At 38.0% G+C, this 22,291-nt stretch carries 21 protein-coding genes; 7 read left to right on the forward strand and 14 right to left on the reverse strand.

The genetic code is table 11. From position 1 onward, the window contains the following. Positions 1 to 51: 51 nt before the first annotated feature. Positions 52 to 879 (reverse strand): polysaccharide deacetylase family protein, encoded by an 828-nt coding sequence (locus tag MLD65_RS05400; RefSeq protein WP_243290857.1) that lies wholly within the window; start codon positions 877 to 879, stop codon positions 52 to 54. A 108-nt stretch (positions 880 to 987) separates the two neighbouring features. On the opposite strand from MLD65_RS05400, the gene MLD65_RS05405 reads away from it, so the two are divergent. Beyond that, positions 988 to 2,529 carry a glycine betaine uptake BCCT transporter gene (locus MLD65_RS05405; protein ID WP_243290858.1) on the forward strand — a complete coding sequence of 514 codons (1,542 nt, stop codon included), beginning with the start codon at positions 988 to 990 and terminating at the stop codon, positions 2,527 to 2,529. A gap of 118 nt (positions 2,530 to 2,647) precedes the next feature. On the opposite strand, the gene MLD65_RS05410 is transcribed toward MLD65_RS05405, so the two are convergent. Continuing rightward, complete coding sequence (locus MLD65_RS05410; RefSeq protein WP_243290859.1) at positions 2,648 to 2,893, reverse strand: hypothetical protein; 246 nt, start codon at positions 2,891 to 2,893, stop codon at positions 2,648 to 2,650. A 196-nt stretch (positions 2,894 to 3,089) separates the two neighbouring features. On the opposite strand from MLD65_RS05410, the gene MLD65_RS05415 reads away from it, so the two are divergent. Then, on the forward strand, positions 3,090 to 3,452 hold the full coding sequence (locus MLD65_RS05415) for a hypothetical protein (protein ID WP_243290860.1): 363 nt from the start codon (positions 3,090 to 3,092) through the stop codon (positions 3,450 to 3,452). A gap of 45 nt (positions 3,453 to 3,497) precedes the next feature. On the opposite strand, the gene MLD65_RS05420 is transcribed toward MLD65_RS05415, so the two are convergent. The 6 genes from MLD65_RS05420 to MLD65_RS05445 all read right to left on the reverse strand — a co-directional run bounded on the left by MLD65_RS05420 (position 3,498) and on the right by MLD65_RS05445 (position 11,074). Further along, positions 3,498 to 4,700: an ornithine--oxo-acid transaminase gene (locus MLD65_RS05420; protein WP_243290861.1), complete on the reverse strand. Its 1,203-nt coding sequence runs from the start codon at positions 4,698 to 4,700 to the stop codon at positions 3,498 to 3,500. Between the two features lie 357 nt (positions 4,701 to 5,057). Continuing rightward, positions 5,058 to 6,467 carry a dihydrolipoyl dehydrogenase gene (lpdA, locus tag MLD65_RS05425; protein WP_243290862.1) on the reverse strand — a complete coding sequence of 470 codons (1,410 nt, stop codon included), beginning with the start codon at positions 6,465 to 6,467 and terminating at the stop codon, positions 5,058 to 5,060. A 3-nt stretch (positions 6,468 to 6,470) separates the two neighbouring features. Next, entirely contained in the window at positions 6,471 to 7,760 is a 1,290-nt protein-coding gene (locus tag MLD65_RS05430; protein ID WP_243290863.1) for a dihydrolipoamide acetyltransferase family protein, read from the reverse strand. Positions 7,761 to 7,875: 115 nt separating this feature from the next. After that, positions 7,876 to 8,853 (reverse strand): alpha-ketoacid dehydrogenase subunit beta, encoded by a 978-nt coding sequence (locus tag MLD65_RS05435; RefSeq protein WP_243290864.1) that lies wholly within the window; start codon positions 8,851 to 8,853, stop codon positions 7,876 to 7,878. Positions 8,854 to 8,856: 3 nt separating this feature from the next. After that, positions 8,857 to 9,978 (reverse strand): pyruvate dehydrogenase (acetyl-transferring) E1 component subunit alpha, encoded by a 1,122-nt coding sequence (gene pdhA / locus MLD65_RS05440; RefSeq protein ID WP_243290865.1) that lies wholly within the window; start codon positions 9,976 to 9,978, stop codon positions 8,857 to 8,859. A gap of 445 nt (positions 9,979 to 10,423) precedes the next feature. After that, positions 10,424 to 11,074: a YkyA family protein gene (locus tag MLD65_RS05445; protein WP_243290866.1), complete on the reverse strand. Its 651-nt coding sequence runs from the start codon at positions 11,072 to 11,074 to the stop codon at positions 10,424 to 10,426. Positions 11,075 to 11,291: 217 nt separating this feature from the next. On the opposite strand from MLD65_RS05445, the gene def reads away from it, so the two are divergent. After that, positions 11,292 to 11,846, forward strand: coding sequence for a peptide deformylase (def, locus tag MLD65_RS05450; RefSeq protein WP_243290867.1), 555 nt, complete (start codon positions 11,292 to 11,294; stop codon positions 11,844 to 11,846). Positions 11,847 to 11,896: 50 nt separating this feature from the next. Here def and MLD65_RS05455 read toward each other — a convergent pair whose 3' ends face one another. Continuing rightward, complete coding sequence (locus tag MLD65_RS05455; RefSeq protein ID WP_243290868.1) at positions 11,897 to 12,667, reverse strand: Cof-type HAD-IIB family hydrolase; 771 nt, start codon at positions 12,665 to 12,667, stop codon at positions 11,897 to 11,899. A gap of 505 nt (positions 12,668 to 13,172) precedes the next feature. Here MLD65_RS05455 and MLD65_RS05460 point away from each other — a divergent pair. Both MLD65_RS05460 and rnjA read left to right on the forward strand, forming a co-directional pair. Beyond that, complete coding sequence (locus MLD65_RS05460; protein ID WP_243290869.1) at positions 13,173 to 13,382, forward strand: DNA-dependent RNA polymerase subunit epsilon; 210 nt, start codon at positions 13,173 to 13,175, stop codon at positions 13,380 to 13,382. 6 nt (positions 13,383 to 13,388) lie between these two features. Then, the gene (gene rnjA / locus MLD65_RS05465) at positions 13,389 to 15,056 is read left to right on the forward strand and encodes a ribonuclease J1 (protein WP_243290870.1); all 1,668 of its coding nucleotides are present in this window, start codon (positions 13,389 to 13,391) and stop codon (positions 15,054 to 15,056) included. A gap of 60 nt (positions 15,057 to 15,116) precedes the next feature. On the opposite strand, the gene MLD65_RS05470 is transcribed toward rnjA, so the two are convergent. The 5 genes from MLD65_RS05470 to MLD65_RS05490 form a co-directional block, all read right to left on the reverse strand. Beyond that, a complete protein-coding gene (locus tag MLD65_RS05470; RefSeq protein WP_243290871.1) occupies positions 15,117 to 16,217 on the reverse strand; it encodes an ABC transporter permease in 1,101 nt (366 codons plus the stop codon). Then, entirely contained in the window at positions 16,214 to 17,467 is a 1,254-nt protein-coding gene (locus tag MLD65_RS05475; RefSeq protein WP_243290872.1) for an ABC transporter permease, read from the reverse strand. Before MLD65_RS05475 ends, MLD65_RS05470 begins: the two co-directional genes overlap by 4 nt. Positions 17,468 to 17,480: 13 nt before the next feature. Then, a complete protein-coding gene (locus MLD65_RS05480) occupies positions 17,481 to 18,374 on the reverse strand; it encodes an ABC transporter ATP-binding protein (protein WP_481748495.1) in 894 nt (297 codons plus the stop codon). A gap of 244 nt (positions 18,375 to 18,618) precedes the next feature. Further along, positions 18,619 to 19,254 (reverse strand): response regulator transcription factor, encoded by a 636-nt coding sequence (locus MLD65_RS05485; RefSeq protein WP_243290895.1) that lies wholly within the window; start codon positions 19,252 to 19,254, stop codon positions 18,619 to 18,621. Between the two features lie 4 nt (positions 19,255 to 19,258). Further along, entirely contained in the window at positions 19,259 to 20,362 is a 1,104-nt protein-coding gene (locus MLD65_RS05490) for a sensor histidine kinase (RefSeq protein ID WP_243290874.1), read from the reverse strand. Positions 20,363 to 20,522: 160 nt separating this feature from the next. On the opposite strand from MLD65_RS05490, the gene MLD65_RS05495 reads away from it, so the two are divergent. Next, a complete protein-coding gene (locus MLD65_RS05495) occupies positions 20,523 to 21,248 on the forward strand; it encodes an ABC transporter ATP-binding protein (RefSeq protein ID WP_243290875.1) in 726 nt (241 codons plus the stop codon). Then, complete coding sequence (locus MLD65_RS05500; protein WP_243290876.1) at positions 21,245 to 22,276, forward strand: ABC transporter permease; 1,032 nt, start codon at positions 21,245 to 21,247, stop codon at positions 22,274 to 22,276. Before MLD65_RS05495 ends, MLD65_RS05500 begins: the two co-directional genes overlap by 4 nt. The last annotated feature ends 15 nt before the right edge of the window (positions 22,277 to 22,291 follow it).

Consider the following 22,291-nt stretch of genomic DNA (forward strand, 5'->3'; position numbering starts at 1 on the left):
TACTTTTTTAGATTCCGGGACGTAAATACTCCTTTTCCGACAGCCCCTATTTTATTTTTCCACAATTTGACCGGGATGCAAAAATGTATAACCTTTCCCTTCTAATCCCGATACGATTGTTTGTAACGCTTCATATGTCCACTGTCGGTCATGCATAAGTAAAATAGAGCCATCTTTTAATAAAGGTGTATTGACCATGATCTCTGCTATACTGTCTTTCGTTAAATAGTCTTTTTCCCAGTCATAACCGTAAGTCCAATTCATTACGATCATGTCTTCTTCTTCAGCGACTTTCATACTCGTATCCGTATTGACGCCAAATGGTGCACGGAAAAATCTTGGACGTTCACCAATAATCTCTTCAATTAAATCGTTAAGTTCAACAATTTGATCTCGCTGTTCTTCAGCAGATAACTTTTTTAAATTCGGATGACCCATCGTATGATTTCCAATATCAAACCCTAAATCCGCTATTTTTTTTAATTGACGACGCTCTTCATCCGATTGCAAGAAATGGCCATTTACGAAAAATATCGCCGGTGTATTGAACTTTTTTAACGTTTCAGCCATTAAAACGGCATATTGATCAGGTGCATCATCAATTGTAAGAAGAACAACATTTGTGACGTCTGTCTTGTGACTTGGCTTCACCATCCAAGTTTTGTCGTCCACTACATATGTTTCTTTTTCGACTTCTTCAGCTTCTTCCCCTTCAACTTTCAGTTCGTCTCTGTCTTCATTTTTTGTTTTTTCCTCTAATAACGGCGCTTCCTCGGTTACATCTCTAGGATCTTTTGCTCGTTCCTCTTCTTTCACTTCAACTGACTGACATCCAAACAGAAAGAAAATAAGAATTATGAACATACTTTTCTTCAACATGCTCTCCCCTTTTTCTTTAATATTCGAGTTTTTCCTTCACGTATAGACGCGGAAATGGTACACTAGAGAACGTGACTGCGCCTGTATCATATAGGAGGTAATATTTATATGAGAAACAGGTTTACTCCCGTGTTCATTATTTCTGTCATCATTTCAGTGCTTTTTATTGTTTGGGGATCGATTCCAAAGTCGGTTTTACCAAACTGGAATTTAGATGATGTAACAATGAATATACACGGGATGATTATTCAGAAATTTGGTTGGTTTTACTTATTAAGTGCAACATTTTTCCTACTCTTTGCGATTGGGCTCATATTTTCAAAATATGGGTCTATTAAACTCGGACCACAAGATTCAAAGCCGGAATACTCTTACTTAACGTGGTTTGCGATGCTTTTTAGTGCAGGTATGGGTATTGGTCTTGTCTTTTGGGGCGTAGCTGAACCGATGTACCATTACTCAAGTCCTCCCATTGGTGAAGGTTATACAGATGATTCAGCGAAGCTTGCCCTCACCCATTCATTTTTTCATTGGGGTTTGCATCCTTGGGGAATCTATGCAGTAGTCGCACTAGCACTCGCATACTTTACTTTTAGAAAAAATGAAAATGGCGTAGTCAGTAGTATTTTAAGACCATTGTTCGGCAACCGAATAAATGGCAAACTCGGAATTTTCATTGATTGTATTGCTGTTTTTGCCACAGTGTTTGGCGTTGCAACATCCCTTGGCCTAGGAGCGATTCAGATTAGCGGAGGAGTATCCTACTTATTCCCTTCGATTGAAAGTACTATTACAACACAAATGGTGATTATTATCATTGTCACGTTTATCTTTATGATATCAGCTCAAACCGGATTAAACAAAGGGATGAAATTTTTAAGCAATATAAATGTAATTTTAGCAATATCCCTGCTTTTCTTCTTACTTTTTGCAGGACCAACGAACTTTATTATGGATTTATTTACAACAACACTCGGTTCGTACATTCAAAACTTGCCAACGATGAGTTTTCGAATGACCCCTTTTAATACGGAAAATACATGGGTACAAGATTGGACCATTTTCTATTGGGCTTGGTGGATTGCATGGGCTCCGTTTGTCGGAACATTTATCGCACGTGTATCGAAAGGACGAACCATTCGTGAATTTGTCATCGGTGTATTAGCCGTTCCGACTTTATTTGGTGCACTATGGTTTGCTGTATTTGGCGGTTCCGCTGTCTTTTTGGAACACTTTGACAACATCCCGATTTTACAGCAAATGAGTGACCAAGGAATGGAAGTTGCATTGTTTGCCGTGTTAGAAAAATACCCGTTAGCACGCATAACATCTGGGCTTGCGATTTTGCTCATTAGCACATTCTTTATTACTTCTGCAGACTCGGCGACATTCGTTCTCGGTATGCAAACTTCAAACGGCAGTTTAAACCCATCCCGATTTATTAAATTTATTTGGGGTATTATCCAATCTGCTGCGGCTTTAATCCTTCTTTATTCCGGAGGGTTACAAGCATTACAAAGAGCTTCAATAATTGCAGCATTGCCTTTTGCGATTATTATGATCTTGATGGTCATTTCCTTAGCTAAAGCATTAGGGCAAGAAAAGATTGTCCAATACAAAGTGGTTCAAAAAGAAGATAAAGCAAGTTAATCATTTCACACCTTGTACCAACTACAATTTAGCAGCTATTCTATAGCTGCTTTTTTCTTTCCCCTATCCTACCTGTTCGACTACTTAAGATGTAAGCCTCGCCACTTTCTCTAACCTATTAAATGATGAGCTGGAACAGCTGTTGTGCTGAAAAGTAGCTAATGATATATATGCCCGTAAAGGTAATCGCCTTTTTCATATTCCTTGTCCACCATTTGGAAACTTGATAAGAAATAAAGACAAAAATGGTCGACATCAACATTTTCACAATGAAATGATCCTCCGTTGAAAAATGTAAAATAATTGAAAAACCGCTCCATAATAGACTGTGCAAGAAAAATACGATAGCCCACTTCCCATTCATTTTATGTATCTCCTCATTTAGCTTTCATTTGGATACTAAATTTTATGCTAGGTTTCTCTATAATATTTTTCATTTATGTAACAAATAAGTGACAAACAATGGCAATTAACAAAATTATGATAGAATATCATTAACGAACTGATTAGTTAATTTTTCCTATATAGGACGAAGAATGAATGTAAAGAGGTGGATGAGGTTGCGAGTTGTAACCGTTTCCCTTTTAACCGTTTTACTTTTAACGAGCTGCCAACATACAAATCAACATACGATGCAAGAGCAATATGATGGTCGACATATTTTATTTTTTTCTGATGTACGCACAATTAATGAGGAAGCTGTATATTATGATGCCTTATTACAGCTTAAAAAAGACTATCCGAAAGAAATTGAAAATATGGTGGTTTTTCAAGCCGCGCAAACATCAGATGAGCCGTTTGACATCGACACCTATCCGTCGCTTCTAGTTGTAGAAAATAATCAAATTATCGTACATATCCAAGGTCGTGTCGAACAGAAAGAAACGATTGTAGAGGCTGTCCAAAATGTTTTATCACAATAAAAAGCTTCCAAAAATAACAATGTATTAATGGAAGCTTTTTATTGATTATACGCTTAATACTTTTTCAATACGCTCTATTGCCCATTCAAGATCTTCTTTTGAGATGATAAGTGGTGGTGCAAAGCGAATAACGGTTTCGTGTGTTTCTTTACATAACAATCCTTCTTCTTTCAGCTTTTCACAATAAGGTCTAGCAGCTGTCGTTAATTCAACGCCGATAAACAACCCTCTACCTCTTACTTCTTTAATAATCGGATTTTGAATTTTTTTCAATCGTGTAATGAAATACTCTCCTAATTCATGAGCATGGTCTGGTAAATGTTCATCAAGTATAACATCTATTGCCGCGATGGATACGGCACATGCAAGCGGATTCCCTCCGAAAGTAGAACCGTGAGAGCCAGGGTTAAACACGCTTAAAACATCATGATTTGCTGCAACACAAGAAATCGGAAAGACTCCTCCACCTAACGCTTTACCTAAAATGTACATGTCCGGTACAACATTTTCCCAGTCACATGCAAACATTTTTCCAGAACGTCCTAAACCAGCTTGAATCTCATCCGCAATGAATAAGACATTTTCTTTTTTACAAACTTCAGAAGCCTCTTTTAAAAATCCTGCCCTTGGAATATTAATTCCAGCTTCCCCTTGAATTGGCTCAATAAGGAAAGCGGCTGTATTTTCTGTGATCGCTTCTTTTAAGGCATCGATATCGCCATAAGGAATTAATTTAATGCCCGGTAGCATTGGACCGAATCCACGTTTATATTCTTCTTCTGAAGACAACGATACAGCCGTCATCGTTCTCCCGTGGAAGTTTCCAGTACAAGCAATAATTTCAGCACGATCTGTTTCAACACCTTTAACGTCGTAAGCCCATCTTCTCGCAGCTTTAACTGCTGTTTCCACCGCTTCGGCACCTGTATTCATCGGTAGCACCATATCTTTTTTCGTTAATTTTGCTACTTTTTCATACCAAGGCCCTAATTGGTCGTTATGAAACGCACGTGATGTAAGCGTTATTTTATCTGCTTGATCCTTTAATGCTTGGATAATTTTCGGATGTCTATGACCTTGGTTTACTGCAGAATAGGCACTTAACATATCCATATATTTATTTCCTTCTGGGTCTTTTACCCATACACCTTCAGCTTCTGATATAACAATTGGAAGAGGATGATAGTTTTTTGCTCCAAATTTTTCTGTTTGTTCAATAATTTGTTTCGATTTTGGTAGTACTGTCACAACAATAACCTCCTTCATAGTTCATTTATTATTCTTGCAAAAATCGTGCCAATCATCACATCCTTTGTTTACCGTATTTCCCTGCTTTATTAAGCAAAATTTATTGGCAGGTACGCAAAATAAATTTGCACTCATTTAAAAAAATATTTTGCACTCTTGCACAAAAAAAAGTGCAAACACCTTGCTTACCCACGGGCCAAAATGTTCTTCATCAATATTGGCGCGACTATTGCTTTTCTTGAATGAGCTTTCGCTAGACAAAGCTCCATTCATTGTATTTTAACGCTTTTATAAATTTAAACTATTTGAAACAATAAATAGAAAAAAACCCTCGAGTTTTCGAGGGTTTTTTGTTTATTACTTTACGATATGAATTGGTGTGCCAATTGCCACTTCTGCAGCTTCCATTGAAATCTCACCTAATGTTGGATGAGCATGGATTGTTAAGGCAATATCTTCTGCTGTCATACCTGCTTCAATCGCAAGACCAAGCTCAGCAATCATATCAGATGCGTTTGGACCCGCAATTTGTGCACCGATAACAAGACCATCTTCTTTACGTGTTACAAGCTTCATAAAGCCGTCAGATGCGCTTAAAGATAGGGCACGACCATTTGCTGCAAATGGGAATTTAGCTGCAATAGCGTCAATACCTTCTTCTTTCGCCTGTTGTTCCGTATAGCCAACAGAAGCAAGTTCTGGTTCTGAGAATACAACCGCTGGAATTGCTGTGTAATCAATTTCTGCTGGCTGGTTAGCAATCGCTTCTGCAGCAATTTTCGCTTCGTAGGAAGCTTTGTGAGCAAGCGCAGGACCTTCCACAACGTCACCGATTGCATAAATATTTGGAACGCTCGTACGGCATTGATTGTCGATTTTAATTAAACCGCGATCTGTCAACTCAACACCAACTTGCTCAAGTCCTAACTCATCAGAGTTTGGACGACGACCAACTGTAACAAGCACGTAGTCTGCTTCAACTGTTTTCTCTTCACCTTTTACTTCAAACGTAACTTTTACACCGTCTTTCGTTTCTTCCACACCTTTTGCCATTGCTTTTGTATGGATTTCAACACCTTTTTTCTTTAAGTTACGTTTAACAAGTGCTGTCATTTGCTTTTCGAAACCTGGAATGATTTCGTCAGCACCTTCAACGATGACAACTTCAGTTCCAAAGTTCGCATAAGCTGTTCCAAGCTCTACACCGATAACTCCGCCACCGATTACAACAAGTTTCTTCGGTACTTCTTTTAAGTTCAGTGCCCCTGTAGAATCAATGACGCGATCAGAGAATTTAAACGTAGGAATTTCAATTGGTCGAGATCCTGTTGCGATAATCGCATTGTTAAACTTATACGTTTGTGCGGAGTTTTCGTCCATTACGCGAATAGTATTCGCATCAACGAAATAAGCTTCCCCTTTTACAATTTCTACTTTGTTGCCTTTTAGTAAGCCTTGAACGCCGCCCGTTAATTTTTTGACAATGCTTTCTTTCCACTCTTGAACTTTTGTGAAATCAAACGTAACGTTTTCCGCTTTAATTCCCATGTGATCAGAATGTTTTACCTCTTCAAAGCGGTGACCCGCATTGATTAATGCTTTGGACGGAATACAACCAACATTTAAGCAAACGCCGCCTACATTTCCTTTTTCTACGATTGTAACTTTTTGACCTAATTGCGCTGCGCGGATTGCTGCAACGTAGCCACCAGGGCCAGCACCTATGACTATTGTATCTGTTTCAATTGGGAAATCTCCTACTACCATTGATTACGCCTCCATTAATAATAATTGTGGGTCGTTAAGCAAACGCTTAATATGGTTAAGCGCATTTTGTGCAGTTGCACCGTCGATCATACGGTGGTCGAAGCTTAAAGATAAAGCAAGAACTGGTGCAGCAACAATTTCTCCATCTTTTACAACTGCTTTTTCTTGGATGCGACCGATACCTAAAATCGCAACTTCTGGATGGTTGATAACTGGTGTAAACCATTGACCGCCAGCAGAGCCGATATTTGTAATTGTGCAAGAAGCACCTTTCATTTCGGCTGGAGCAAGTTTACCATCGCGTGCCTTCACCGCTAATTCGTTAATTTCGTCTGAAATGCTGAAAATCGACTTGCGATCAGCATGTTTAACAACTGGCACGAGCAATCCTTTATCTGTATCAGCTGCAATACCGATATTGTAGTAATGCTTTTGAATCACTTCATCTGTATTATCATCAATTGAAGTGTTGAGTGCAGGGTACTTCTTCAATGCTGAAGTTAAAGCTTTCACTACATACGGTAAGTATGTAAGCTTAATACCTTGTTCAGCTGCAACCGCTTTGAACTTCTTACGATGAGCAACGAGCGCTGTTACATCGACCTCATCCATTAACGTAACGTGAGGGGCTGTATGCTTCGAGTTCACCATTGCTTTGGCAATTGCTTTACGGATACCGCTCATTTTCTCACGTGTTTCTGGGAAGTCTCCTTCAAGCACAACTGGAGCTGCTTGTTTTGTTTCTTTTACCTCTTCTTTTGCCATTTCTTGCGCTGGTGCTTCTACTGCTTTTGCTTCAACAGCTTGACCACCGTTTAAGAATGCGTCAATATCCGACTTCATGATACGGCCATTTTTACCAGATCCAGAAACTTGGCGAATATCAACACCTTTTTCACGTGCATATTTACGAACTGAAGGCATTGCGATGATTCGGCGGCTTGGATCTACGTTTACTTCTTCTTGTTCTTGTCCAGCTTTTATTTCCTCTTGAACCTCTTCTTGTTTTGGTTCATCAGCGTGATCATCGCCTTTAAATTGAAGGTTTTCATAGCCTGGTGCGTCAAATGTTACGATAACTTGACCGACAGTTGCAACTTCACCTTCGCTCACTTTTAATTCTAATACTTTTCCTTTAACAGGAGAAGGAATTTCTACTACAGCTTTGTCGTTTTGTACTTCTGCTAATACATCATCTTCGTTAATTTCATCACCAGGTTTTACGAACCATTTTACGATTTCACCTTCATGAATTCCTTCACCGATATCTGGCAATTTAAATTCAAAAGCCACGGATTTCGACCTCCTATAAAAAATGATTTATGTTTCGTTTGTCCTTACATATTCTTAAAGAAAGAAATCAGCAATATCTGATTTCTTTCTCTTATGTTGATTTTTTATTTCTAGGTTAGAATGATAATACTTTTTTCGCTGTTTCTAATACATCTTTGTAATTAGGAAGCCATACGCTCTCTGCTGAAGAGAACGGATAAACTGTATCAGGTGCAGCTACACGTAATACAGGAGCTTCTAAGCTTAGGATTGCACGATCGTTGATTTCAGCTACAACGTTCGCCGCAATTCCCGCTTGTTTTTGCGCCTCTTGTACAACAATGGCACGGTTTGTTTTCTCAACAGATGCAATGATTGTTTCGATATCTAATGGGCTTACTGTACGTAAGTCAATAACTTCTGCAGACACGCCTTCTTTCTCAAGTTCTTCCGCTGCTTTTAAAGACTCATGTACCATTGCACCGTAAGCGATAATGGAAATGTCTTTTCCTTCACGTTTTACGTCTGCTTTTCCGATTGGAATCGTGTATTCCTCTTCAGGAACTTCTTCACGGAATGAACGGTATAACTTCATATGCTCTAAGAAAATGACTGGGTCATTATCACGAATCGCTGATATTAAAAGACCTTTTGCATCGTATGGTGTAGAAGGAATGACAACTTTTAATCCAGGCTGTTGTGCCATTAAACCTTCTAAGCTATCAGCGTGAAGTTCTGGCGTATGTACGCCGCCACCAAACGGTGAGCGAATCGTAACAGGAGAAGTCCAACGACCACCAGAACGGTAACGCATACGGGCCATTTGACCAGAAATGGAATCCATCACCTCATATACAAATCCGAAGAATTGGATTTCTGCAACCGGACGGAAGCCTTGTAAACCAAGACCTAAAGCTAGTCCACCAATACCGGATTCAGCTAATGGTGTATCGAAAACGCGGTCTTCACCAAATTCCTTGTGTAAACCTTCCGTTGCACGGAATACTCCGCCGTTTACACCAACGTCTTCACCGAACACTAATACGTTTTCGTCATTTTTCAACTCCGTACGTAACGCATCAGTGATTGCTTGAATCATAGTCATTTGCGCCATGGCTTACTTCGACTCCTTCTCTTTGTAGATTTCATATTGCTCTTGTAAGTTAGAAGGCCAGTTCCCTTCTTCAAACATAATTTCCATTAAATCTGTTACTTTTTGTTTTGGTGTATTATCTGCTTTTTGAATCGCTTCTTTAATTTCTTCTTTCGCTTGCTCAATTACTTTGTTTTCTTCTTCTTCGCTCCATAAACCTTTTGCTTCTAAGAAGCTGCGGAAGCGAACAAGTGGATCTTTTGCTTCCCATTCATTGTCAAGATCCTTCGTACGATAACGAGTTGGATCGTCACCAGCCATCGTATGTGGACCATAGCGGTAACAAAGTGTTTCGATTAATGTAGGACCTTCACCGTTAATAGCGCGTTCACGTGCTTCACGAACAGCAGCGTAAACAGCAAGCGGATCCATACCGTCAACCTGTACGCCAACAATTCCTGCAGATACTGCCTTTTGTGCTAATGTTTGAGCTGCAGATTGAACTTCAACAGGTGTAGAAATCGCAAAGCGGTTATTTTGAACGATGAAAATAGCTGGAGCTTTGAATGCACCTGCAAAGTTAATACCTTCGTAGAAATCACCTTGAGATGTACCACCGTCTCCTGTATATGTAACAGCAACTGCTTGTTTGCCACGTTTTTTCATTCCGAGTGCAACACCTGCTGTTTGGATGTACTGAGCACCGATAATGATTTGTGGTGAAAGTGCATTTACATCTTCAGGCATTTGGTTACCGTGGAAATGACCACGTGAGAATAAGAACGCTTGGTATAGCGGTAAGCCGTGCCAAATTAACTGAGGAACATCACGGTATCCAGGTAATAGGAAGTCTTCTTTCTCAAGCGCAAAGTGTGATGCAATTTGAGAAGCTTCTTGTCCTGCTGTTGGCGCATAGAATCCGAGACGACCTTGGCGGTTTAATGAAATTGAACGCTGGTCTAATACACGTGTATATACCATACGTCTCATTAATTCTTTTAATTGTTCATCCGTTAATTCAGGCATTGCCGCTTCATTCACGACTTCGCCTTTTTCATTTAAAATTTGGAATGTTTGGAACTGCTTTGAAATGGCTTCAAATTGCTTCTTGCTGTCGACTACAGCTTTTTTCGTTTTCGCAGCCATTAAAGTCACCTCTTCCTTTCGTTTTCGTTTGTTAATGAAAAAAAAATCTTACCTATTCACAGCATTAGGTTACCCTAAATTGAAAAGGATGACACATTGCTTTGATGACTATATAAACCCTTACCCTATGATTTAACACCTAATTACACCCGTGAATTAGGTCATCGTTCTTTATTCTGTACTAATCATTACTTGAAAAATATTAGTACACATTTGAACACAATTCATAGTTTACACATTTTAATTGCACTCGTCAATGACTTTGTTTTTCTTTATTTTACATAGGTTAATACGACATAAATAAAAATATATTATTGTCTGAAAATTATTTTCTGTATTAATACAACATTTAGATCTGTTATACTATTACTGATACAGTTAGTTCAAATTTTATGAAACTTTTTGAAAATCCAATGTAAAAAAAGAATCCCCTCTTTGCGGGGATTCAATTCGTGTCATCGGTTAATTCCGCTTCCTTATAAAATTTTTCTTTTTGATCATTGTATGATTTCGTATAATCATTAAACGACTTATTTTCTTCCATCACTTTTTTATACTCTTCATTGATTTTGTCAATATGTGTTTGAAGTTCCTCTAACGTCAACTCTTTATTTTGAAACATTTCATATAATTCTTTATCCAATGATAAAGCCTGTTTATAATGAGCATACAGCGTTTCGTATGTTTCATATCGGTTTGACATTACTTCTATAAGTTGTTCTGCACGCTCTTTTAATTTTTCGTCTTTAATCTTCTCCACTTCGCTTTTAGCCTTGGCGAATTCTTCTTTTGATTTTTTTATACTGTCATATTCCTCTTGAATTCGTTTTTCTCTTTCTTCAATCGTCGTCAAAGCTTCCTTACTTAACTTAACAATCTGATCGAAATCTTCCATGTTTAAGGCGATGATTTGTTTATATAGCTCCTGTTCCTTCTTTTCTAATTCCGCAATCGATTTTTGTTGTTCCTTAAATGAATTTTCAAGTGTTGCGACCTTTTCAAGAATCGAATAAACATTTTCTTCTGGCTTATTCCCTACACATCCACCGAGCAATATGATGGCCATGATGAATAATAACGGAATGTTCCTCTTCATTTCATATCCCCCTTTATGTAAACAACCCATTTCTACTATATCTATTTCTATACGACCTGACAACGTTTTACAGCTTGTCAGTGTTTCATTTTATGAGGGCAAAATAGAAAAAATGACCTGCTCAGGCGAATGACTATAGAAGAAAATTATTTGCTTATAAATCATTCATACCATTATAATTTGTCATATGAATGTTATTTTTAGGAGTGGAGAAAATATGATTACGATGAAAGATATTATTCGTGAAGGTCATCCAACACTTCGCCAAGTGGCAAAGGAAGTACCAATTCCGGCAACTGATGAAGATAAACAAACACTTAAGCGGATGATCGAATACGTAATCAATAGTCAAAACGAAGAAATGGTTGAAAAATACGGATTAAGACCAGGAATCGGGCTTGCTGCACCGCAAATAAATGTCTCGAAACGAATGATTGCCATTCATGTGGAAGATGAAAAAGGAAAGCAACATACATACGCTTTAATGAATCCAAAAATTGTCAGTCATTCCGTTGAAAAAAGTTATTTAACAAGCGGTGAAGGGTGCTTATCTGTCGATCGTTCTGTACCTGGATATGTTCCTCGTTATGCCCGCATTCGAGTAAAGGCTGTTGATATCGATGGAAATGATGTTGATATACGATTGAAAGGATTGCTATCAATTGTATTCCAGCACGAAATCGATCACTTAAATGGAATTATGTTCTACGATCATATCGATCAAAAAAATCCATTCAAAGAACCTGAAAACGCTATTCCGATTGAAAGGTAATGGAAAAGCTGGGTACCGATAATTTCGGCTGCCCAGCTTTTATTCAATCGTTATAACAAATTCAATTCATAAACCGCGTGTTTAATTCCTTCTTCATCTACTGGTTTCGTTACATAATCGGCTACTTCCTTCAAGCTTTGGACGGCATTGCCCATAGCGACACCGGTTCCGGCAAATTGTATCATTTCCATGTCATTTAATCCATCTCCAAAAGCCACAACATCTTCACGATTAAATTGAAGACGATCCATAATTTTTTTCATTCCTTCTGCTTTGGAGCCACCCAGTGGTAAGATGTCTGTTGAAAATTTATGCCATCTAATGAAACGAAGCTCTTCGTAATGGTTGTATAAAACTTCGTCCCCTTCTTCACAAAATAGAAGTGTTTGATATATGTTTTTTTCGTTAAAATATTGAGGATGAAAACCTGGGTGATCAAATTTTAATGAGCCCATGCTTTCATGGATAAATGGATGGTCTTCGACACTTGACTTCATATCCTCTTCACTCATAAAAACGAGCGGATGATTTGATTCATGCGCATACTCTAACAGCTTTTTTAATGTATCGATTTTTAGTGGATTTTCATACACGACATCATCTTTGAAAACGACGTATTGCCCATTAAAACTGACAAATGAATCAATAAGTAGCTCTTCTCGTAACTGTTTAAACATAAAAGGAGCTCGGCCAGTCGCGATGGCTACATAGTGCCCTTTTTCTTTTAATTGTTGAATCGTTTCTTTCGTTGAAATGGGTAATTCTTTGTCAGAGTCTAATAACGTCCCATCTATATCGAAAAAAATTAATTTTTTTGTCATATGTAACCCCTCTTTTTTGAATTCTTTCATTTAAATGAAACCATACTCATCTTAACGAATTTTAATTTTTAACACAATCAATTCCTTATGGATTTACACTATTTTAAAAAAATGAGATTTGAATGAATAAATAGCTCAACGTCCAAAAACCATCATGGTGAATTTTCCCATCTGCACTTATGTAAATTAAGGGACAAAAACACATATAATAGAAGTAAAGAAGCCAAAAGAAAATGTCCTTACCATTTTTCATAAGCCCATATCATTGAAATCATTTTAAGGGGGGATGAAATATGCTGAAAAAATTAAAGAAGAAACTGCAAAAAGAATGGAAACATGTTTTACGAAGAAAATTAATTGCGTAAGGAACTGGGCTTTTGCTCAGTTCTTTTTTTTAGCAGGATAAAGAGCTGTTTTCCTTACATTCGCTTTTCTTTATGTACAATTTCGCATATAATAATAAAAGCGAGTGAAACAAACGGAAGTTAAGGAGAGATTTGGAAAAATGATGTTTAAAGTATTCTATCAAGAAATTGCACAAGAACCACCTGTTCGGGAAAGAACGAAATCGATTTTTGTTGAGGCAGAATCAGAAGGTGAAGTTCGGGCTAAATTAAAAGATCATGGATATAACATCGAATTTATTCAAAACGTAAACGATGTTTTCCTCGAATACGAAAAACAAAGCGAAAACTTTAAAGTATTGGAGATTTGATGATTTATGAAATTTGTAAAAAATAATCAAGTAGCAACATTTGCTCTAGGTGGACTAGGGGAGATCGGTAAAAATACGTATGCGGTACAATTCCAAGATGAGATTATTTTAATCGATGCGGGTATTAAATTCCCTGAGGATGAATTACTTGGCATTGATTATGTGATTCCGGATTATTCGTACTTAGTAAAAAATCAAGATAAAATAAAAGGATTGTTCGTCACGCATGGGCATGAAGACCATATTGGCGGTATTCCTTATTTATTAAGAGAAGTCAATATTCCGATTTACGGTGGGAAACTTGCCCTCGGGTTAATTAAAAACAAATTAGAAGAGCACGGTCTTTTGCGTCAAGCAAAATTACATGTTATTTCTGAAGACGATATCATTAAGTTTCGGAAAACGGCCGTAACCTTTTTCAGAACGACACATAGTATTCCGGATTCGTACGGAGTTGTCGTGAAAACTCCGGCAGGAAATATCGTACATACGGGTGACTTTAAATTTGACTTTACACCAGTTGGCGAACCTGCTAACTTAACAAAAATGGCAGAAATCGGAAAGGAAGGCGTGCTTTGTCTTCTATCTGATAGTACAAATAGTGAAATTCCTGATTTCACGATGTCTGAACGACGTGTCGGTGAGAGCATAGAGGAGATTTTCCGTAAAGTTCCTGGACGAATTATCTTTGCAACGTTTGCCTCAAATATTCATCGATTGCAACAAGTAACGGAAGCGGCTGTGAAATACAACCGTAAGATTGCTGTGTTTGGGCGAAGCATGGAAGCAGCCATTGATATTGGACATGATCTCGGCTACATTCGTTGTCCGAAAGATACGTTTGTCGATGCGAATGAGATTAACCGCTTGCCCGCTCATCGCGTCACAATTTTATGTACTGGAAGCCAAGGTGAGCCAATGGCGGCACTATCACGTATCGCGAATGGAACTCACCGACAAATTCAAATCATTCCTGGAGATACTGTTGTCTTTTCTTCATCACCGATTCCAGGAAATACATTAAGTGTATCTCGTACGATTAACCAGCTTTATCGAGCGGGGGCAGAGGTTATTCACGGCTCATTAAGTGACATTCACACATCTGGTCACGGTGGTCAAGAAGAACAAAAATTAATGCTTCGTCTCATGAAACCGAAGTATTTCATGCCTATCCACGGTGAATACCGGATGCAAATCATGCATGCAAAGCTTGCTGTTGACTGCGATGTAAAGGAAGAAAATTGCTTCATTATGGATAACGGTGAAGTGTTAGCTATGAATGAAGAGGAAGCATCGATTGCTGGTAAAATTCCGTCCGGTTCTGTTTACATTGATGGAAGCGGCATTGGTGATATCGGAAACATTGTCCTGCGCGATCGTCGCATTCTTTCAGAAGAAGGGCTCGTCATTGTTGTCGTTAGCATTAATATGAAAGAATTTAAGATCGAAGCGGGTCCAGACATTATTTCACGAGGATTCGTTTATATGCGCGAATCAGGTGATTTAATTAACGATGCTCAAGAATTAATTGCGAAACATTTAAACAAAGTGATGGAGCGTCGGACATCACAATGGTCAGAAATTAAAAATGAAATTACCGATACACTAGCACCATTTTTATATGAAAAAACGAAACGTCGCCCAATGATCCTGCCAATTATTATGGAAATTTAATACAGAAACAAAGCCCACAGAACACTCTGTGGGCTTTGCTTTTTCGATTGATGAACCTTGTTAAGAGCTATACTTTTTCTCCATGACATTAATCCCTACCCCCATCATTACAACTCCCATAAAGGTTAAAACCGCGATCGGATATAACATATCGGTAAACGATAATCCGTATATCGTTGCACCTTTTAACAGTTCCATTCCGTATGTGATCGGGACAAATTTTGAAAGAGTAACCATGATATCAGAAGAAACAATTTCAATAGGCCAAAACGCTCCTCCAATCATCGCCATACTAACAGAAACAAGGGGGATCATCGCTTGAAAATGTCGTGAATTTTTTACGAATCCTGTGATCATGACAGACATTGCCACAATCGCAAACACGTATGGAATAAGTAATAGAAGAACACGCAAAAACGCACCGTGAAAGTCCACTCCTGCCCCGAACTTAAACATACAAAAGATTAGTACAATTTGAATATAACCGAGGACAAAGCTATAAAGAAGGTTCGCTACATACATCTCCCACTTCTTTACGGAAGAGAGTACGATTCGATTCCAAATTCCTGCTTCTTTCTCCTCCAATATGGAAACAACAGTATAGGCAATTGTATAAATCGCAAAAAACAAAGAGAAACCGAATAAGCCTTGTAGCTGAGTATCAATGATGACGGTTTCGTCATTCGTAAAATTTTTCTTTTCTATTGTAAACGCTGGATTTTCTTTTGAAGCTTGTAATGCTTGTTTTACCGCCTCTTTATTTGTGAATTTCGCTATAAGCTGTTCATTTTGAACATACTCAGAATACACGTCTGAAACATATTGTTGGATCAAAGTAAGGTTAGGTGTATTGGCCGCAGTTAAAATGGTAAAATCATCTTCTTTTAATACGATCCCAGCTTCGACCTTCCCTTCACTTACTTGTTTTTCAACCTCATTCTCTGTTAGCAAGTCGAAACGGAAGCTTTTTGATTCTTTTAGTTTTTCCATCACAATTGCAGTATCTTCTTCATTCATTTCCGAAAAAACGGGAATTTCAATGATCGGTTTCGTCCCTTTTCCTACAAAAATAGCAAAGATTACACATAACACCGTCATGATTAAAAATAACCACGGCTTTCGAATAAATAATCGTATTTTTGTTTGCAAAATGGCCTTCATCTTATATCCCCCTTTCTCGGAAAAGAAAACCATGCGAGAATTACAAATAGACAGCCAATGCAAATCAGCGTGAAAAGCTCACCATTGATCGCAGATATTGGATAACCTTGCAATATTTTCAAATAAGCGCTCATACTTGCCCCATTTGGAGTTAGCTGTCCAATTTTTCCGATAAAATCTGATAAACCGCTTGTCGGAAAAAAACTTCCGCCTAAAAAGGCAAAGATCGTGATGATTGTGCTTGAAAAGATGGTGGATACATTGGCCGAATTGTACCGATAATTAAGCGCCATTAATAGTGATGCGATACATCCTACTGAAAACGATAAACAGATTGTAACAAGCAAAAATGCGATCAGATTCGGCCATATAACTTGATATAGGGTGCCTGTAACAGAAAATAATATCCCGAGTTGAATGACCGATAAAAGCATGGAAGAGAAAATAATACTTGCAAAATAAGTAGATGGAGAAACATTTGCGAGAACGATGCGGTCAAATACACGCGACTTTTTTTCTTGAAACGCAAGTGCCCCGGTATTTCCAGCAATATATAAGACGAACATGACACTCATACCGATCGTATAATAGCTCATCGCAGAAATCGGTTTCTTTTTCTCGATCGCTTCAACGACACCTGGAATGCGTAAACGTTCACCCTCATGACTTAGATCCACTCCAGCTTTCATGAAAGAAAGCGAACGGGAATATTGCTCTTGGTAACTTTCTAAAATATCTTCGATAATATTTGTCCGAAGCTCTCGCCCTTCATTGACATAAACTTGCAATGAGGGAGCTCGTTCATCACGAAACCCGTACATTTTTTCAAGCATTTCGTACGAAAACTTTTCCGGAATGACTACTATGGCGTCATAGTTATTGTTCTTCTTTAATTGATCAAGATCATTCGCTGATTCGATGTCAACGTCGATGTATTCTTTCAAGTCCTTGCTCATTAGTATTTCGTTAACAAGAATGTGTACCGGAGCGATCTCAGTAATCTGTTCCTTTATTGGTTCTGCCTCTTCCTTTTCATAATCTGAAAGAAATTGATGGATCTCTTCTTTTTCGTTCCCTTCTTGAATGATGGCAACATTTGCTTTTAACGTGATGCTATCGCTATCCATAAAATTTCCAAGCGCAAAGCCTAATATCGTGATTAATAATAACGGCATCCCTAATAAAATGAGTAGCTCTTGCCGATTACGAAAAGAAAGAAGGAGATCTTTTTTTATAAACGCTTTTAACATTTGAATCCCCCCTTTAATTGCGAAGTGCTCGACCCGTTAAATGTAAAAAGACATCTTCAAGTGTCGGAACTTTCACATCAACCGCTTGGATCATTGTTCCCGTTTCCTCAGCCATATGCACAATCGTCGTAAAAAAGTTCATTTCCTTTGGCACTAATACCGAAATCATTTTCCCTTTTTCTGTTATATTTGTAATCGAAGGATGATTTTGTAAAGCGTGTATGAAGTGTTGATTTTCTGTCTTTACTTTGATCTCAACTGCTTGCTCGGAAGATAAAATATTTTTTATTTCATCTTTCGTTCCTGATGCAATAATTTGTCCTCTATCCATAATGTAAATACGGTCACACAAATATTCGACCTCTTCCATGTAATGGCTTGTGTATAACACCGACATTTCCTTTTCTTTATTTAACCTCTTTACCGTTTCCAAAATATAATGACGTGATTGTGGATCGATTCCGACTGTCGGTTCATCCATCACTAATAGCTCAGGTTCATGAAGGAGGGCAACCCCAATATTGAGACGTCTTTTCATCCCGCCCGAAAACGTTTTGACAAGCTGATTTTTTCGTTCATCAAGACCGATTAAGCGGAGAGTTTCTTCCATTTTCTTTTTCAGTTCACTTCCAGTGAGTCCGTGAATCCGCCCGAAAAATTGTAAATTTTCACGAGCCGTTAAATCTTCATACAAAGCGATTTCTTGAGGAACGACCCCAAGTATATTTCGAATCTTTTGTGGATTTTTCAAGATGCTTTCATGATTTAAACGAACATCTCCACTCGTTGGCGCAATTAATGAAGACATCATGGAAATCGTCGTTGACTTGCCGGCGCCATTCGGTCCGAGTAAACCGACGATCTCCCCTTTTTGGATAAACAGCTGAACATTTCGGACTGCTTCCACTTTTTTATAACGTTTTGATAACTCTACAACTTCTAACAATGAAATCACCTCTCATTTGTTCTACATTTATCCTATAAAAGCTTCCTTGCATTCGATAGTAACTTCCGTCACGAATCGATGATACACGTATGACCTCCGTCACTTTTTTATATGGATTAACAGAAAATGTCAGGCGCGCGTACCTGACAACGTTTAGTCCATGTACTTTTATCTCGCAAGATTCCCGCCTGAATGAAGTTTCACGTTATACTAAATCATTTCGGATGGCATATATCGCTAGTTGTGTCCGGTCCCTTAATTCAAGCTTATGTAAAATTTGCGTCACATGATTTTTCACCGTCCCGACAGATAAATGTAGTTCGACTGCAATTTCTTTGTTTGTTTTACCTTCCCCTACACACTTTGTAATCGATAGCTCGCGTGGTGAAAGAGGGATATCACATTTGCTTGACTTGTTTTCTGACTTTAGCAGTTTAGGTACTACTTTTGCAGCAACCTCTTCATGAATGCGCATCCCTCCTTTTAAGCAGCTGTCGATCGCTTCTATTACTTCATTTGCATTCGCTGTTTTTAACATGAAACCATTTGCCCCTACTTTCAACGCTTCCATCGCATATTCATCATCATTGAATGTTGTTAATATTAATATTTTGACATTCGGCAACCTACATTTTATCTTTCGCGTTGCTTCAATCCCATTTAAATCAGGCATACGAATATCCATTACGATGCAATCAATCGTTTTGATCTCCATTTGTTGAAGAGCCTCAACGCCTGTAGAGGCTTCCGCAATAACGGTATAGCTTTCATATTGTTCGATCATCATTTTTAATCCTTGGCGAACGATCGCCTGATCTTCTACAAGCATAATTCGAACCATCACATCAAATCCTCTCGTTTTTCGGAAATGTTCCACGTATGATGAAACGTTGATCCGTTTGATAAATCGTTACTTTCCCATGTAGTTCTTCTACACGTTTTCGCAAATTCGTTAAACCAAATCCTTCTTTGAAGACTGTAGGTTCCGAAATATCATTTTCAATCAAAAATTGTAATTCTCCTATCGCATTGATGGATAACGTGACAAATACCTCACGTGTACTTCCGTGCCTCATCGCGTTTGTTAACGCCTCTTGTATGACTCGATATAAAACGACACTTTCCTTATTCGTTAAAGGGATGGTTAATACCCCTTTCTTCGTTGTGAAATGGACGTTTATATGACTCTCCAACTCTAGTTTCCGAATTAAATGAATGACAGAGGCAATTCCTTCTACTTCCTCTGCCTTCAAGCTTCGAACAGCCAATCTTGTTTCTTCTAAACTTTCTTTTGCTAACTGTTTTATAATGGTAAAAGCACCTGTTGAATCATGTTCCCGCAATATTTCAATTTGCATTAATAAAGCCGTCAATTTATGGCCGACAGAATCATGAATATCCCGGGCAATACGCGTACGTTCTTCCAATCTCGTCACCCGTCCATTTTCAAACTGCATCCGCTTTAAATGCCGGTATTCACTTAATAATTCTTCATAAAGCACTTTATTCTCTTCATATCGATGGAAATATAAATTAGTTAAATAACTAATGATGTAGAAGAACATAAAGCCGATGATCCACTCCATTTTCCACAAGCCGTCATAATAAAGAAGCACGGTTGTGATGACTGCAGAAAATATGAGCAGCACTGTAAATGCCTTCATCTTTAAATGTTCAACAGCATTTAAAAAAAGAAATAAAATGAGGAGCTCAACGTATGCATTTTGACTTGAGAAAATAAAAAAGTCCGTTAAAAACATAGCGATGACCATGAATATGTATAATGGAAATTTATTCTTTACTAATGGAAGGAGAAAATAGCTTGTAAGAATGATCGTACATGTAAAAAATGCGATCGTTACATGTTGAAGCGAATGCCATTCTGACCATAAGTACCCTACCCATAAGCAGCTAAACATAGCAAAACGGATCATAAATGAATACAACATCTTATCCTCGCTTTCTTTGATACTACTAAAGTACCAAATTGTTAAATGTTGGTCAATTTTATCTCAAAGTGAGTGATTACTCACTTTACAACTTTCTTCATTCCTCTTATACTAAGAATGAGTGATTACTCACTTTACATGTTAACGAGGAGGAGAATTGATGGATCATTCCGTTATTCAATTAGATAATGTATCGAAATCGTTTCGAAAAAAAGAAGTGCTAAAGAATGTAACATTCAATGTCAATCGTGGCGAAATATTTGGGCTGCTCGGTCCTTCAGGATCAGGAAAAACGACGTTAGTAAAATGCATCATCGGGATGGAGAGTACTTCAATAGGAACTGTTCACGTTTTAGGCACAAAAGTTCCAAACTTAGATTTGACGTTAAAAATCGGTTTTATGGCGCAATCCGATGCTTTATATAATGATTTAACAGCAGCGGAAAATGTTGATTTTTTTGCATCACTATACGGTTTGAAAGGGACTCAAAAAAGAAAGAGAATCGAACACGTATTAGCAATCGTTGATTTAATAGAAGACAAACATAAAAAAATTCATCAGTTTTCTGGCGGGATGAAAAGAAGGCTTTCTTTAGCGATTTCCCTCCTTCATGAACCAGAAGTTCTCATATTAGATGAGCCGACTGTCGGAATTGATCCGATCTTACGACAGTCTGTTTGGAATGAGCTGGAACAGCTTCGGGAAAATGGGACGACCATTGTTGTTACGACACATGTGATGGATGAAGCGGAAAAGTGCACGCGACTTGCGATGATTCGTGAAGGGAAAATCATGGCGATAGGTAGACCATCAGAACTAAAGCAAAACGTTTCCGTTAATAGTATTGAGGATGCCTTTTTACATTATGGAGGTGCGCTTATATGAGAATCATCGCTTTAACGAAACGGATTATCCGGCAATTTTATCGAGATAAACGGACACTTGCCTTAATGATTATAGCCCCTATTTTTATTTTAACATTAATGAACCTCATATTTACGAGCGGTGAGAAATCGTTTACGATCGGACTGTATCAAGCTCCTGAACCGTTTATAGACCAATTAAAGGAAAAAAATATTGAAATAGAGGTCTTCGAGGAAACGAAACATATTGAATCAACAATCATTGACCATGAGTTGGATGCGTTCGTTACATTCGATTCAATCCCGCCTAAAATAACGATAGAAGGGACGAATCCAAATGATTCAAAAGCAGTTTTAACGATCGTTCAACAATCTTTAACGGCCTTATCTTCCCCTTCTTCACTCGAACAAAAACCGAGCGTTGATTATGTATACGGAAATGAAGAGATGAGATATTTTGATTATATCGGCCCTGTTCTAATTGGAGTGTTCATCTTTTTCTTCGTCTTCTTAATTGCAGGTGTCTCGTTTTTACGAGAACGAACGACAGGGACACTTGAACGATTAATGGCGACACCAATCAGGCGATATGAGCTCGTTTTTGGATATATTCTCGGTTTTGGTTTATTTACGAGCCTTCAAGTTTCGTTTATTGCTGGTTATTCGATTACGGTTTTAGAAATGATGTTAGAAGGTTCTTTTCTTTACTTATTACTGATTTCTCTCTTATTAGCGATGACTGCTTTAACACTCGGAACGTTGTTATCAGCCTTTGCGAATAACGAGCTGCAAATGATTCAATTTATTCCGCTCGTGATCGTTCCGCAAATTTTTTTCTCTGGTCTCTTTCCACTTGAGGCGATGGCTGACTGGCTCGCTTCGATTAGTGTGATCATGCCGTTAACGTATGGTGCAGAGGCATTAAGAGAAGTGATGATTCGCGGTAATGGGTTTGAGGCCATTCAATATGACATCTATATTTTGCTCGGATTTTCCGTTTTGTTTACATTATTAAATATTGTTGTTTTAAAACGATATCGACGTCTATAACGAAATAGTTGAAAG

This window comes from Bacillus sp. FJAT-47783, assembly GCF_022808615.1.
Classification (GTDB): domain Bacteria; phylum Bacillota; class Bacilli; order Bacillales; family Aeribacillaceae; genus Bacillus_BZ.